The 14,664-nt window shown below is 58.7% G+C and carries 10 protein-coding genes and 1 tRNA gene; 5 read left to right on the top strand and 6 right to left on the bottom strand.

Features of this window, described 5'->3' with window-relative positions; all coding sequences use genetic code 11:
* Positions 1 to 4 precede the first annotated feature (4 nt).
* Positions 5 to 706, bottom strand: coding sequence for a thioredoxin family protein (locus NIM86_RS03865; RefSeq protein ID WP_253379286.1), 702 nt, complete (start codon positions 704 to 706; stop codon positions 5 to 7).
* Positions 707 to 813: 107 nt separating this feature from the next.
* Between NIM86_RS03865 and NIM86_RS03860 the strand changes: the two genes are divergently transcribed.
* Positions 814 to 1,623, top strand: a complete 810-nt coding sequence (locus tag NIM86_RS03860; protein ID WP_253379284.1) for a DUF1206 domain-containing protein — start codon at positions 814 to 816, stop codon at positions 1,621 to 1,623.
* An 81-nt stretch (positions 1,624 to 1,704) separates the two neighbouring features.
* On the opposite strand, the gene NIM86_RS03855 is transcribed toward NIM86_RS03860, so the two are convergent.
* Entirely contained in the window at positions 1,705 to 1,938 is a 234-nt protein-coding gene (locus tag NIM86_RS03855) for a hypothetical protein (RefSeq protein WP_094075545.1), read from the bottom strand.
* Positions 1,939 to 2,207: 269 nt separating this feature from the next.
* Here NIM86_RS03855 and NIM86_RS03850 point away from each other — a divergent pair, with 269 nt between their 5' ends.
* Positions 2,208 to 3,653, top strand: coding sequence for a short-chain fatty acyl-CoA regulator family protein (locus NIM86_RS03850; protein ID WP_253379282.1), 1,446 nt, complete (start codon positions 2,208 to 2,210; stop codon positions 3,651 to 3,653).
* A 7-nt stretch (positions 3,654 to 3,660) separates the two neighbouring features.
* On the opposite strand, the gene NIM86_RS03845 is transcribed toward NIM86_RS03850, so the two are convergent.
* The 4 genes from NIM86_RS03845 to NIM86_RS03830 form a co-directional block, all read right to left on the bottom strand.
* Positions 3,661 to 5,487: an AsmA-like C-terminal region-containing protein gene (locus NIM86_RS03845; RefSeq protein WP_253379280.1), complete on the bottom strand. Its 1,827-nt coding sequence runs from the start codon at positions 5,485 to 5,487 to the stop codon at positions 3,661 to 3,663.
* A 300-nt stretch (positions 5,488 to 5,787) separates the two neighbouring features.
* Positions 5,788 to 7,491, bottom strand: a complete 1,704-nt coding sequence (locus tag NIM86_RS03840; RefSeq protein ID WP_253379278.1) for an iron ABC transporter permease — start codon at positions 7,489 to 7,491, stop codon at positions 5,788 to 5,790.
* Positions 7,492 to 7,576: 85 nt separating this feature from the next.
* Positions 7,577 to 8,626 (bottom strand): extracellular solute-binding protein, encoded by a 1,050-nt coding sequence (locus NIM86_RS03835; protein ID WP_253379276.1) that lies wholly within the window; start codon positions 8,624 to 8,626, stop codon positions 7,577 to 7,579.
* Positions 8,627 to 8,758: 132 nt separating this feature from the next.
* Positions 8,759 to 12,241: an ATP-binding protein gene (locus tag NIM86_RS03830; RefSeq protein ID WP_253379275.1), complete on the bottom strand. Its 3,483-nt coding sequence runs from the start codon at positions 12,239 to 12,241 to the stop codon at positions 8,759 to 8,761.
* A gap of 252 nt (positions 12,242 to 12,493) precedes the next feature.
* Between NIM86_RS03830 and NIM86_RS03825 the strand changes: the two genes are divergently transcribed.
* From NIM86_RS03825 to NIM86_RS03815, 3 genes are all read left to right on the top strand, one after another.
* Positions 12,494 to 13,030 (top strand): phasin, encoded by a 537-nt coding sequence (locus tag NIM86_RS03825; protein ID WP_253379273.1) that lies wholly within the window; start codon positions 12,494 to 12,496, stop codon positions 13,028 to 13,030.
* A gap of 167 nt (positions 13,031 to 13,197) precedes the next feature.
* Positions 13,198 to 13,274: transfer RNA gene (locus tag NIM86_RS03820), tRNA-His, on the top strand.
* Positions 13,275 to 13,418: 144 nt separating this feature from the next.
* Complete coding sequence (locus NIM86_RS03815; protein WP_253379271.1) at positions 13,419 to 14,657, top strand: DNA repair exonuclease; 1,239 nt, start codon at positions 13,419 to 13,421, stop codon at positions 14,655 to 14,657.
* Positions 14,658 to 14,664: the final 7 nt, after the last annotated feature.

Raw genomic sequence — 14,664 nt, 5'->3', positions numbered from 1 at the left:
GCAATCAATAACGCGCCGCGGCAAGAATGGCGCCCGGCGCGCCCTTCGGACTGTAGACTTGAAGGAGAATGGCGAGCCCTTCGCCTTCCTCCGACCGGGACACGGATAATGCCTCGCCGTCAGCTGGCAGCGCCAAAGTCTCTACTGACCGCACAGCATTGACATATGCAATCGTCTTCCCGGCATTTTCTCCGCGTTCGATCGGAACCAGCGCCTCATTCCGATAGTGGACGATAGTGAGCCGAAGGGATGGATCGTCTTTCTGTGCCCCGGATATTGAAACCGAAATCTCCGCATCTTTTGAAACGTTCAGGGATAATGTCGCTTCATCGGCATCCTTGTCTTCAGCGATCAATGCATCGATCGCAGGTCGGTTGGAGCCAACGAGATGAAGGCTGCCGTTTATAACGGCCTGGGGCGTGTAAACTCCCTTCCGTTGCAGGGTTTGGGCATATCCATACTGCCGGGCAGTGAAAGCGGGATCGCCAAGGGTGTCCTTCCAGCCGAGCCGGTCCCAGTAATCGACATGATATCCGAGGGCCAGCACGTCTTCACGCTCGGCCAGATCCTCCAGATAGGCATCGGCGGGCGGGCAGGAATTGCAGCCCTGGCTGGTAAAGAGTTCAACAACCGTGAGTGGGTGCGATTGCGCCAGAGCGGAGGTGGAGAGGCACAAGCCTGCGAATAGACCGATGAGAAGCTTCATAACGTGGCATCCTCCGTTCAATATGCACGACTTCTTATCGAAGGAACTTTCCCTATTATTACAGCTTAATGCCAGACCAGTTGATCAGCCGGAGGAGAAGCGAACCGATGGATCGCAAGGCCATGGAACGTGTTTTTCGACCTTTCGCGCGTACGGGCTACGCTGCACGCGGTCTTGTCTTTCTGGTGATAGGGATATTTGCGGCCTATTTTGCCATCGGCGACGGTGAAATTCTCGGTTCGAAGGACGCTCTGCAAAAATTGTTGGGCGGTAGCGGCTTCGGAACGGTGGTTGCGATCGGACTGATGATCGGTCTGGTGGCTTATTCGGTCTGGCGGTTTATTCAGTCGATCTTCGATACGGACGATCACGGTCTGAAGCCTAAAGGTTTGGCAATCAGGGGCGGTCTTCTCGCTTCCTGTTTCACTTATGCGGCTCTGGCGCTTTATACATTTTCGCTATGGCGCGGCGGTGCAAATAGCGACGATAGCGGCGGCGGTGTCGCCCAGACCATGGCGAATTTTGTCGGATCGACCCTTGCTGCCTCTATACTGGCTGCCGTGTTTTTGGGTGTCGCGGTCGCCCATCTCGTAAAGGCATATAAGCGCCGCTATCTGAAATATATGAACCCGAGCCCCGAGGCGCAGTGGATCGTCGATCCGGTGTCGCGAACCGGTTTGACGGCGAGGGGCATTATCTTTCTCGTTATCGCTTATCTTTTCGGCTGGCGTGCGATCAGCGGCGGCGGCGAAGAGCATGTCGGCCTCGCCGATGCTCTTCGCTTCATTGCCGACCTGCCAGCAGGTTCCTGGCTCATGGGCGCCGTCGGGATCGGCCTGATTTGTTTCGCCGCCTACTCTTTTGCCGAAGCCATCTGGCGGAGGATCAATGTAGAGGACGCCGACGCGCCGGGCTGAGCAAAATATCGCCGAAACGAAAAAGGCGTGGCTGTCGAAGCCACGCCTTTCGATGAGCTGCTAAGTTCATTCGGCTTTCAGTTAGCCGGCCTTCTGCGCGATGATGACCGGGACGAGAAGATCGCCCCAGTTGCCCTCGCCGCCATGATGGCGGGCGGAGCGGACAAGTTCCACCGATACGCCGGCGTCCACCGCCTTCATCACGCTCTGGTTAAGGCGGTGAAGGTCGTTGGCGACCATACGGATCGCTGCCTGCTGGTCGCCATCCATGGCAGAGGACTGTTCCTCGGCGCGTTCCTTGACGGGTGGTTTCATCGTCGCGTCTCCATGCGATCTGTTTGTGTTCCGGCTCGATAGCCCCGCATATCTGGCTTTGCAAGCGAACCATTTTCGACAATGGCGCCCTGTCATCGATTGTAAAGAGCGTGGCGGCCAAGAAAAAAATTCTTATCCGCTTTTTGGCGGATATGAAGAAGAGCTTTTGTAAGAAAGGGTCAAGCTGTCTTGCTTGGCGCACGCTGCATCTGTAATTTTGTAAAAAGTTTTACTCTGCTGTTCTCTCCTTCGTACGGTTTTTGAAGCTCATGGCTGACCGCAAGATTTTCGCCGGCCCCCGTATCCGCCGTATTCGCCATGCGGAAAAACTAACCCAGACCGCCATGGCGGAGCGTTTGGGAATTTCCCCGTCCTATCTCAATCTGATCGAGCGCAATCAGCGTCCGCTGACCGTGCAGATCCTTTTGAAGCTGACATCGGTCTTCCGCGTCGACCCCGAGCAGCTACAGGGTGAATCCGACGCCACAGTGGGCGAGATCAGACAGGTCTTCTCAGATCCTCTCCTTTCAGACGATGTGCCAAGCGAAACTGAACTGCTGGAGGTGGCGGAAGCCGCGCCGAATGTCGCTGCCTCTATCGTCAAGCTACACCGCGCTTACGTGGAGCAGGGCGAAAGGCTTTCCGACCTGTCGTCCATCCTCGCCAAGGAAGGGCGCGTGACGGCAGTGGCCGGCAAGCGTATGCCCATCGATGAAGTGCGGGAACTACTGGAGGCGCGTCCGAATTATTTTCCGGCTATCGAAGAGGCCGCCGAAGCGTTTTATGAGACATTGTCGCCAGGCGATGCCTTGCTGCCTGCTTTGAAGGAATGGTTCCGCGCCGAGCAGGGGCTTTCCGTAAGGGTACTTCCCGTTTCGACAATGCCGCTCTGGCGCCGTCGCTTCGACCGCCACAGCCAGCGTCTCTTTATTTCCGAGCGGCTTTCGCCTTTCGACCAACTTCGCGAAGTGGCAATGGAAGCCGCCATGATCGCTTTGGCGCAACCGATCGCCGACCAGATCGGCTCATTGCCGCTTGCGACCGAAGAAGCGCGCCGCATTGCCCGCTTTGAACTCGCGCGCTACGCCGCCCACGCTTTGATGATGCCCTATGAAAGATTTTTCACGGCCGCGCGTCGCGTCCGCTACGACATAGATGTTTTGCGGAGCCGCTTTTCCGTCAGTTTCGAACAGGTAGCCAATCGGCTGACAAGCTTGCGGCGGGAAGGGTCTGAGGGCGTACCATTTTTCATGCTGGAAATCGACAATGCCGGAAACAGATTCCGCCGTGCCGGTGCGACAGGGTTCCCGCAACAGCGTTTCGGGGGGCACTGTCCGAAACTGGCGATCCACGCGGCGTTCACTCAGCCTGGCCAACTGTTTGTCGAGGCGGTGGAGATGCCGGATAGCGCCGCCTTTCTGACGGTCAGCCGAACGCTGGAGGGGCCGCAGGGCTCGTTTTCCGAACGGCCCCGCCGCACAGCGATTCTGCTTGGCTGCGACTTGAGTCAGAAGGATGAGATCGTTTACGGTGATGGGCTTCCTGGCGTGGAGGCGGGCGGCACGAAGGAGGCATTTGTTCCGGCAACGCCTATTGGCCCAGCCTGCAGACTGTGCGAACGCCAGGCATGCCTTGCTCGTGCCGAGCCGCCGATAACGAGGCCGCTGGGTTTGGACGAAATGGTCACCGGGCTTTCCGCGTTCGACTTTCGGTGACAGGCAATTACCGGTCCCGCGTGGTGGTGAGAAACGGGTCGGAGAACGATCCGCCGACGAAGAAGCGGCTTAGAACACGCGGTTGCGCATCCTTGGGCACCGTTCCGGTCAGGCCGGGTGAGGGTGCGGCGAGCAGTCGGCCCGAAAGCGCCAGACTGTTGCTGGCATAGGGCACGCGCCCATTCAACTCGATCCGGTATCGTCCGGTTCGGATCAGGCCTGTATCGAGGCGAGCAATGCCACGCTGAACGGCGCCTTCAAAACTGGCTTCATCATAATCGAGACCGCTTCCGGCAAGACGCGAAAGGCTGAAAAAGCCGCCTCCCAGTTCTTCATCGATAATCGGTGCAAGATCGAGCCCCGCAATCTCGCCGCTATCGAATTGCGCCTTGAATTGTCCCTGGCCGCGAAGGAGCAGGCGGTTGAGGGACGATGCTCCGGCCAGTGTCAGGTCGATGGTGGCCACGCCGCTGGGAAGAACGCCTGGAAGGCCAAGTCCATCAGATAATTGCGATCCTGAAATCTCGGAAAAATGGAGTTCGAGACGACTTTGTTTTTCGCTTGCCAGCCGATCTTTGCGCCAATTCCCTTGCAGTGTTCCGCCGAGCAACTGCGCATTGTTGATGTCGAGGACGCTTTCATCTGCGCCGAACCGCCCGCTGACCGCCAGATCGGTCAGTCTGACCTCACCATAGCTGGCTTCGTCAGCGGAGAGGCGCAGATCAATGGAGATGCGGTTGTGAGCACGGCTCCGATCTGAGTTTTGCGCCGAGGGGCGAAGGCGGCTCCGCCGCTCGCTGCTATCTCCGGAGTCGATACGCTGGACAAGCGACATAAGGTCGAGGGTCTGGAAACCGAGCGTTGCCGAAAGCGCCGCGGGAGAGTTTTGGCTCCTTGGCGAAAATCCGATTGTTCCGGTGCCGGTATGTTCATCGAGAGAAAGATTTTCCAGCGTCAGATTGGCGCGGCTATCGTCCTGGCCGATCGTTCCTTTCATCGAAAGCGTTCCCGGCAGCACGACCGGCATGCCAACCCCAACCAATTGGTCGAATTGCGCCAGGCGCTCGGAGGAAAAGGTGAAATCGCCAGTCAGCGCCCGGAGCCAGTTGCGGTGGCGTGGATCGAACTGCCCATCGAAAGTGAAGGAACCAAGCCTTGAGCGAATGCTTGCCGAGACGGCCGTTGGTTGGATCTTGGCAAGATCGCGAAGTCGCTCGATCTCCAGCGATCCGCTGATCGGCAGCGAACGCCAGTTTGCGCCGCCTTCGAAACGAAGCGCCTTGTCCGCGTCCAACCCTGTCAGACGCCCCTGGATGTTGGCGGCAAGAGGCGGGCCGTCGCTCGACTGCGAGACCACGCGACCATCGCGGATTTCAAGATAGGCCGGACCACGGGGCGCGGGTGCGGACTGCGTGCCGATCCAGCGCCTGACGATATTGTCCAGGATCGCCGGTCCTTGATCCGCCGTGTCGGCGGACGGGATACGCAGCTCCGGACCGATCAGCACCACCGAAGAAAGGTTGGCCTCGCCGAAAAGGGCATCGATAAGCGACAATTGCAAGGTCGCCTGTCGAACCCTGAGCGGCGCCTCGCCGGCGGACGAAGATGCGCCTATGCGCAGATCGTTAATCTCGGCCGAGAGCCTTGGGAAATAGCCCACGGAAAGATTGCGCCCGATTTGAATCGGCTGCCCGGTCCATCGCGAGAGAGACGAAACGATCCGTTCGCGCAGCACCAGTTGAGAGCCGATATAGGAAAGCGCCGGAAGCAGAACGACGATCGCCAGAATGATCGAAGCTACAATGATGCCGGCGGTGCGGATACGGCGATGCATAGTGTTGCTTTAGCCAATCGAGTGTCGTTTTGCGCCGTGCCGGACAATCGCCCGGTCATCATGGTTAAGAAAACCTTGTAACGAAATTTACCTTAGGATTACGGTTCCTAGCCAATGGTAAATTTTTAGATGCGTGGGCAAGCTTTCATTAGTATGTGTAGGACGAAGATGCCTATCGTTCAGAGGCATATCTCCGCCCCCTGAAAACAGTTTTCAGGCTCTCTGACGTTTTGGTTCGCACACATTGGCCCCAGCCTTCAAGGTTGGGGCTTTTTTTGTCAGGCGAGTTCCGAAGATCATTCAGACAGGCTTGTCCCGTCGAAGCGAGTAGGACAGCAACAGCACCGGTATCATGGCAAGGAAAAGGATAAGGATTGCTGCGGCAGCGCCATCCTCCACCGCTCCGCGGGAGGCGTTTTCGTATACATGCGTCGCCAGCGTGTTGAAGCCGAACGGCCGCAGCAGAATGGTCGCCGACAACTCCTTTACCGTATCGACGAAGACCAGAATATAAGCCGTTCCAAGAGCGGGCTTCAGTAGCGGCAGCAGGATTTTGAAGAGAGACCGGCCGGAACCGGCGCCGAGCGAGCGGGCGGCGTGGTCGATATGGGGCGGAAGTTTTTGCATTCCGGCGCGCAGATTTGCGTCGGCGAGTGCAAGAAACCGGGCCGTACAGGCATAGCCGACCGCGATGGCGGAGCCTGAGAGAAGCAGTCCTGTGGATATGTTGAAATTGGCGCGGAGAAAGCGGTCCAGAGAATTGTCGAACGTGGTCAGGGCAAAAAGAAGTCCGAGGCCCAGTATAGTTCCGGGCATCGCGTATCCGAGCGTCGACAGCCTCGAAAGCGAGCCGAGCAGCCGCGACCTTTCGAGACGACCGGCGGCCAGCATGGTGAAAGCAAGCATGACCGTGACCGCTGCGACAACTGCGCCAAGAAGAATCGAATTGCCAAGAGCGTCCATGAGCGCCGGGCTGGTGAACTGCTCCGAGCGATTGAAAGCATAGCGGCCGAGGACCGCGACCGGAATGCCGAAGCCGAAGAGAATAGGCAGGGCGCAGGCGGCGCTCATAGCCAGCTTTGGGCCAAATGAGGGAAGCTGCCGTACGGGCCGGCTCATCATTTGGGTCGCGCGGCTGCCATGGAAGATCTGGCGTCGTCGTGCCCAGTTCTCAGCGAGGACAAGTGAAAAGATAATCGTCATCATCACGGCGGCCAGTTGCGCGGCGCCTGCTAGGCTGCCCCGCGATAACCAGGTATCGTAAATGGCGAAGGTGAGAGTGCGCACGCCCAGATGTTCGACAGCGCCGATGTCGTTGAGTGTTTCCATCATGACAAGGGCGAGGCCGGCAACGATGGCTGGCCGCGCGGTGGGCAGCATAACGCGGCCGAACACCTTACCCGTTCCAGCGCCGAGGGTTCTGGCAACGTCGGCGATATTGCGCCCTTGCATCAGAAAGATGACCCGCGCCGCGAGGTAGAGATAGGGATACAGAACAACGCCCATGACCAGGGCCGCCCCGGGCGTCGAACGTATATCGGGGAACCAGTAATCGCGCGCGCTCTGCCAGCCGAACACCGCACGCAGAGCGCCCTGCACCGGGCCAGTATAGGTGAGAAACTCCGCAAAGGCGTAGGCGGCCAGATAAGGCGGCACGGCAATAGGCAGTACCAGCATCCATGCGAAAAAACGACGTCCGGGGAACTCGTATGTCGCGATAAGCCAGGCCGTGCCGACACCGATAACCGTTGTGCCGAAACCGACGAGCAGGAGGAGCCATAATGTCGTGCCGAGTGCATTTGGCAGCACGGCTTGCGTCAGATGCCGCCATTGCGCCGGATCCGTTTCGCCGAGTAAGGCGATGCCGATGACGGTCACGATCGGAAGCAGTGCAAGGGCTGCGATGATGCCCACCGCGAAAAGCGGACGCTTGCTTGTAATTCTTATAGTTTGAGAGCGCCGCGGCTGGATGCGGAGACGCCATTCAGACAGAAGCGCTTCCATCAGCCTTCCCCGAAAAGAAGGCGCGAACGCATCGGTAAAGGGGCATAACCGATGCGTTCGCTATTGCGGCTATCAGTATAGCCGATCAGTTGGTCGGTCCTTGATTGAGGCCGACCCGGTCCACCATTTCCGATGCAGCCTTGCGGTGAGAGGCGACTTCCGAAAGCGGCAGATCGTCAGCATCGAGTTCGCCGAAAGCCTTGACGATGTCGGAAGCCGGCACATCCGCCTTGACGGGATACTCGAAGACCTGCCCGGCATAGATTTTCTGCGCCTCATCCGAGGCCAGAAACGCCATCAGCTTTTTGGCGGCATCAGGATGAGGGGCATGACGGGCCAGCGCCATGCCGGAAATGTTCACATGGGTGCCGTGTTCGCCGATGGTCGGGAAGATGACCTTGATGGCCTTGGCCCATTCCTGCTGCTCAGGTTCTTTCTCATTCGTCTGCATCAGGCCGACATAATAGGTATTGCCGAGCGCCAGATCGCATTCGCCCGAATAGATGCCTTGGGCCTGGGCACGGTCGTTCCCATCGGGCCGCCGCGCCAGATTGTCACGCAGTCCCTCCATCCACTGCTCGGTTTTTTCTTCGCCCCAGCGAGCGATCAGGCTGCCGAACAAACCAAGATTATAGGAGTGCTGACCGTCGCGAATACATACCCGGCCACGATTGGCCTCGTCGGCCAGATCGGCGTAATCCATCTCGTCGGCTTCGACGCGGTCGCGGCTGGCATAGATTACGCGGCCGCGACGGGTCAGGCCGAACCAGTTGCCGTCTTCATCGCGATATTCGTCGGGAATGGAATTGGCCAGATCTTCGCTGTCGACAGGCTGGGTGATGCCCATATCCTTGGCGTTGACCAATCGCGAAATATCGGTCGACAGAATGAGATCGACCGGCGAATTTTCGCCCTCGGCCTGCACACGCTCTTCCAGTCCCTTATTGATGAAGAGAACCTGCGTGTCGATGCCGGTCTCTTCCGTGAAGGCGTCGAGAACCGGCTTGATCAGGTCCGGCTGGCGGTAGCTGTAGATATTGACCGTCTCGCCGTCTGCGGCATGAGCAGCGCCCATTGCAGCGGACGAGAGCATGAGCGTGGCAGCGGCAGCCAGCCGCGCGGCAGATGAAATCATTGTAAACTCCTGACGACGCAAACGACATCGAATTTGGCACGGCGGGAAGCCATGACGCCTTCTCTTAAAGTCGATGCTCAGGGTCAAGGATAACGGCGCTTGACTGGAACGATTCCATTTTTGGGGAAATATTCAGTTCAACACACGGCCTGGTGGAAAGGTGACTTCGACGAGCGTGCCTATATTCGGCTGGCTTTCAATCGAGAAGCGCGCTTTGTTTGCCTCGACCAGCGCTTTTGTGAGTGGCAATCCGAGGCCGGTGCCGTCCCGGCGGCTCCGCCGCAGCGTGCTAATCTGCTTAAACGGCTTCAGCGCCTGCGAGATGTCTTCTTCGCTCATCCCGATACCACTATCGCGGAAACGCAGCGCGACCGTGCCATCCCTGTTCTTGCTTGTCGATGCGATCACCTGCCCGCCGGCTGCCGTAAACTTGACGGCGTTGGTCAATAGGTTGATCGCGACCTGCTTGATCGAGCGGGGATCGGCCACCACGTCGGGCAAGCCGGAATAGAACGAGGTGCGGATAATAACCCGCTCGGCATTGGCTTGCGGCTGCAGCATGGCGACCGCCTCCGCGACAACTTCATTGAGGCCGAGCGCCTCATACTCCATCTCCTGATGGCCACCCTCTATCTTGGAGATGTCCAACAGGTCGTTCACCAGATCGAGGACGTGATTGCCTGATTTTTGAATGTCACGCAGATAATCGCGATAACGGGGATTGCCGACCGGACCGAACCGCTCGGAGATCATAAGTTCCGAAAAGCCGATGATCGCGTTCAGCGGGGTGCGGACTTCATGACTGACACGCGCGAGAAATTCAGTTTTTTGGGCCGAGGCGTCCTCGGCTGCGCGGCGAGCCTGGCGCAGCTCGTTCTCGACGCGTTTCCAAGGCGTTATGTCGCGTAAAACCACGCAATAACCGCTATCGGCCGGCAGTTTTCCCAAGGTAATGAAAAGCGGAATGAAGCCGCCGCCCTTTTCCTTGCCGATCACTTCGCGCCCGTCATTGAGGACGCTAGCCATCTCGCTCTCGCGCAATGAAGCCAGATAGCTGTCGATCGTCAGGCGGCTTTCATAGGCGAAAAGTTGACGGAATGGGCGGTTCTGCAAAGCTTCCGAGTCTTCGCCGAACAGGGCTTCGCCGGATCGGTTCACCGACCGGACATCGCCTTCGGGCGTAAGGATCACAACGCCGTCGGTTGCCGTATCCAGAATTGCCGTAAGCTCATTGACATGCTGACGCAGCGGCTCCGCCAGTTCTTCGGCGCGGTTGGCCGCATCTGCTTCAGACAGCAGGCCGGCGTTGGTGTCCCCATCTTCGGAGACCGCTATCGGTTGCGGCTGGGCCGCCGCATCTTCGATTTCGGCAGAAGAGAAGGCGAAGAGAAGCGCGCTCGCGCCATTCCATCCGATCGCCTGCATCTGTGCGTTGACGGGCGCTATCGAGCCATCGGCTTTGACGATCCGAAGCGGTGGACCTTCCAGGCGTTCATCGACTGACGATTCGTGCTCGCCGAATAAGGAGGCAAAACCGCCCGCGCTCTCCATGGCAGCCACATCGTGATAACCGGTCAGGTCGAGGAGGGCGCGGGACGCATAGGCGATCCGGCCCCGGTCCAGCACGAGCGACGGCAGTGGCAGAAAGGCAAGAGCCGACGGCGTTAGATGCGTGCTTCGCGGTACGGAAGGAGCTTCAATAGCCGTTTCGCGGTCTTCGGCGACCTCATTAGGCTCATCTTCATTCGCATCGTCGCGCGACCGCTCAGGGTCTGCGTATTCGGTGATTCCGCCGTCCAGGGCGTCGACAGCCTCATCATCGGCCTGTTCTGGCTCGCCGAGGACACCGCCAGTGCTCCATCCGGATGAATCGGATTCCGCTAGTTCGTCGGATACGCTTTCGACTTGATCCGGGATACGTTGGGGCTCCAACTCGGTGTCGGACGGGTCGGGTTTATCCGGTTCGCCTGTAACGCCTTCCTGAAGTGGCTCTTGAGGCGCCTGAAGCGAAATGCCGTGGTCGATTTCTTCGGCTTCGTTCTCTTGGCTACGACGGTTCGGTAAGGCGGCCAGCCGAGCCGCAAGCGCTGGGGCAGGCTTATTGCTTCGCCGCCATCCCATCGACTCTATTGCGAGCCGCGCATTCTCGTCATCCAACCCTTCTGGCTGATCGTCCCTCACAGCCTTTGACGACGGCTCCGATACGGCGTCGACGAATTCGGCGGTTCGCGCATTGTCCGGAAGAGCAGAAACATCCCCTTCCTCTGAAGTTGCGGGGGAGGAGGGTATGTCCCCCGCAACAGTGTCGGTAGGGTTCACTTCTTCTATGTCGGTTGAGCCCGCGCCACTCTCACTATCTTCACGTAAACGCTCACCAATGCTTTGGAACGCCAGCGTTTCCGCATCGGTTAGCGCCTTGCGCGTCCGGCGGGTATCCGGGCGATCCGTGCGTCGTCTCAATGGCGATGGAGTCAGGGCGGGTGGCTCGAACAGAACGTCCGAAGCCGATATTTCCTCGGTGTGTTTCCCAGTGGAAATAGGGGGTTCGCTATCCGCTATCTGCTCGCTCTGGTCTGGCCACCCTTCGGCGAACATCAATCCCCGTCCTGTGGCGTCGGGCGCAATCTCATTCAGGTGCGCCACACCATACCCCCGATAGCCGAGAAAGCGGCGTTCCCTGTCGTAGAGCGGCAGTGCCGCCAAATCGGTCGGTATAGCCTCTGCGGTTCCCGCAATTGGCCAGGAAACAGTCCGGCCAGACCAGGTCTCCTGCCGGTCCATCAGAGATGAAAGGCGCTTGTCCGGGTCGAGACCGAGGCGCGCCATGACTTCAGCGAAGGCGCGTTGCTCAACAGCTGCGGTCATTCCTGCTATTTGTTTGAAGGGCTCCGAAATGATCGTGAAGCGGCCTTCAGCGTCGGTTTCCCAGATGAACCGCAATGCCGATTGTTCAGAATCCACCGGCTCTGCTTCGGCCATTTGAGTGTCGGCGACCGGCTCGAGAAACATGAAAAGGATGAATCGCTTCGGCTCGCCCCCCAGATCGCCGAGCGCAGCCGGTACGAGCCCCTCCGCGGTCTGGATGCGCTGTTTGACGGAGGCTGCGCCTTCGCGGTCGAGCCGGCTCCGCATAACCAGAAGATCCTCTGGCGAGGGATCGATTTCGTCGAGTCTTTTATCGCCGACAATGCGTGCACCGGTCTCGTCCAGAAGCGCCGCGACTGCCTTGTCGTCCGAAAAACCGGATAGGGCTCCCTGCTCGCCGTCGCCCGGAGCGATGATAAGAACGCCCTGGCTGCCATCGGGTAAGGCGATCTGGCGGGCTTTGACCGCGATCTGACGCTGCGCCACACCACGATCCGTCCGCAACAGAAGCGGGCGGGGCGCCGACTTGCCGGCACCAGCCAGTAATTGCCGCCGGGCCTGCGGCAGCAGAGGCGCAGCCTCACCGATCCAGTCCTCAATCGCCTTAGAGCCGAAAAACGAGGCGCCTGGCCCATTGACCCACAGGATACCGGTTGCATCCTCGCTCAAGACCGCCAAAGCATCCCCCTTAGAGAAGCTTTCACGCACTTCCGGCAGCGTCGCGATATCGATGAAGGGGTATAGGCGCATGAATTGTCCTGCTTGGGCGGCGCGCGTGGCCCAGTTTACACTTCATTAATTAATCAAAGCACGACCGTCACGTAAACTGGCTACCATCGACTGTCGGAAGCCACGGTTAACAATCCAAATTGTGCAGTGCAAAATAAATGTTGCAATGCAATAAGCGATGGGCTATATACTGGTCCAACAGGAACAACGTAGCGCACCCGCCGTTGAACAAGGGCGGTGCGTAGGCAATTGAAGAGGAAGGAGATTTATCTCATGGCCCGTTCAACCACGAAAACCGGTTCGACAAATACCAATGCAGCGGATGAGGCTCCCGAAGCCGCCAAAAAGACCGTTGAAGCCGCAACGACGCAGATGAACGATGCTGCGACGGCGGCAATGGCGAGCTTTAATCCGGAGGCTGTTTCCGAACAGTTCCGCAGCTTCGCCGAGAAGGGCATGGCCCAGACGCAGGAGGCGTACGCGAAAATGAAGTCGCAGGCCGAAGAAAATCAAAAGGCTATGGAAGAGTCTGTCGAAACTGTCCGTTCGGCGGTCCAGACTGTTTCCAAGAAGAGCATCGAAAATGCCCGTCAGCAGTCCCAGGCCGCTTTCGACCACGTCGAGCGTCTGATGGGCGTCAACTCGATCAGCGAATTCCTGGAAATTCAAACTGCCTTCCTGCGTCAGCAGGCCGAGATGAATATCGCCCAGGCCAAGGAAATGCAGAGTGTAACGAGCGGCGCAGTGGAAGAAGTCTCCAAGCCGGCCCGTCAGGCGTTCAGCAAGGCCGTGGACGGCATGACGAGCTAAACGCTCAGGATTGTACTGCTACAAATGATCGAAAACCGCCGTCTCCTCCGAGATGGCGGTTTTTCTTTGCGGCCACAAATGATTGCTGCGATACGATCTTCGCCCTTGAAAGGCAGGGCGCGCGGCTGTATGGAGCCTTCGCCGGAAGCGTTTGCGCCCGGCTATGTGCGGTCGTAGCTCAGTTGGTTAGAGCGCAGGATTGTGGCTCCTGAGGTCGGTGGTTCAACTCCACCCGACCGTACCATCTTCATTTACAATTCGTTCTATTGGTTATCGGACCGCCCGCTCTCTATCATGCCAATCTCATGTGCATGGATCGGTCATCGCCTTTTAAGCGCCTTGCCTGACGTGGCACTCTGTCCTGCCGATTCGTCCGTTAGGTTCAGTTTTGTCGCGCTTCACATTCATCCACGCAGCCGATCTTCATCTCGGCACCCGATTTCACGGTCTCGCCACCCGTGATGAGGCGACCGCGCGGCATTTTGCAGAGGCGACTCGTACGGCGCTGGGCCGCTTGGTCGACAGAACCATAGAGGCGAAAGCCGCGTTTCTACTTCTGGCAGGCGATATTTACGACGGCGAATGGCAGGATTTGTCGACGGGGCTGGATTTCGCTTCGCAAATGGCGCGTCTGGCGCGTGAAGATATTCCCGTTTTCACACTTCGTGGCAATCACGATGCGCTGAGTATCGTGCGACGCGAAATCACCCTTCCAGACAATGTGAAGGAGTTTTCGACCGAGGCACCGGAGACGGTCGAACTTGACGAACTGAGGGTCGCCATCCACGGGCAGGGTTTTGCGGAGCGATCCTGCCCGGAAAATCTGGCAAGTCGCTATCCGCCGCCACGTGCGGGATGGTTCAATATCGGCCTTCTCCACACATCTCTCGACGGACGACCGGGCCATGGCAGCTATGCGCCGTGTACACCGGCCGATCTCGTCGCACGCGGCTACGATTATTGGGCGCTTGGCCATAGCCATGCCTTCGAAATGGTGAGCGAAAGCGACCCGATGATCGTTTATCCGGGCAATCTTCAGGGCCGCTCGATCCGCGAGCAGGGCGGCAAGGGCGCAGTATCGGTCACGGTCGAGGATGGGCGCATCATCGGCGCGGCGGAACGCCTTATCGTCGATGGCGGGCGGTTTTTTCAGATTGCAATCGATATCGATGGGATGGAAGACGTTCCCGATCTGTGGAGCAGACTGAGCGAACGCTTTGCCGACGCTGTCGAGCAGAAGTCAGAAGCAGTGCATGCGGCACGGATCGTGATTTCCGGTAAAGGGTCGATCCACGACGCGCTCGTCGCTATGGGCAATGATAATCGGACAGCAGAAGCGCAGGCGGCCGCGGATCGGCAGCGAGACGATATTCGTATCGAGAAGGTCGTATTGCGCAGCGCACCGGCCACCGGCAGACATACCGACCGTTTGGCGGAAGACGGGTTCGACCTTGAAACGCTACTGTCCTCTGCTGCCGCCGACCCGGATGTACAAGACAAGATCGCTGAAGCCATGGCGCAGATTGGCCGTCACATGACGGGTGGCGCCGACCACTTTCAAACCGAGACCGGCGCCATTCTCGCTGAAGCCCGTGCAACATTGCTCGCACGGGCTGAGGAAGAATAGGGCCGGT

Source organism: Notoacmeibacter sp. MSK16QG-6, assembly GCF_024158145.1.
Taxonomy (GTDB): Bacteria; Pseudomonadota; Alphaproteobacteria; order Rhizobiales; family Rhizobiaceae; genus Notoacmeibacter.
The sequence above is the reverse complement of the archived record's forward strand: the minus strand, read 5'-3'. Positions and strand labels throughout refer to the sequence as shown.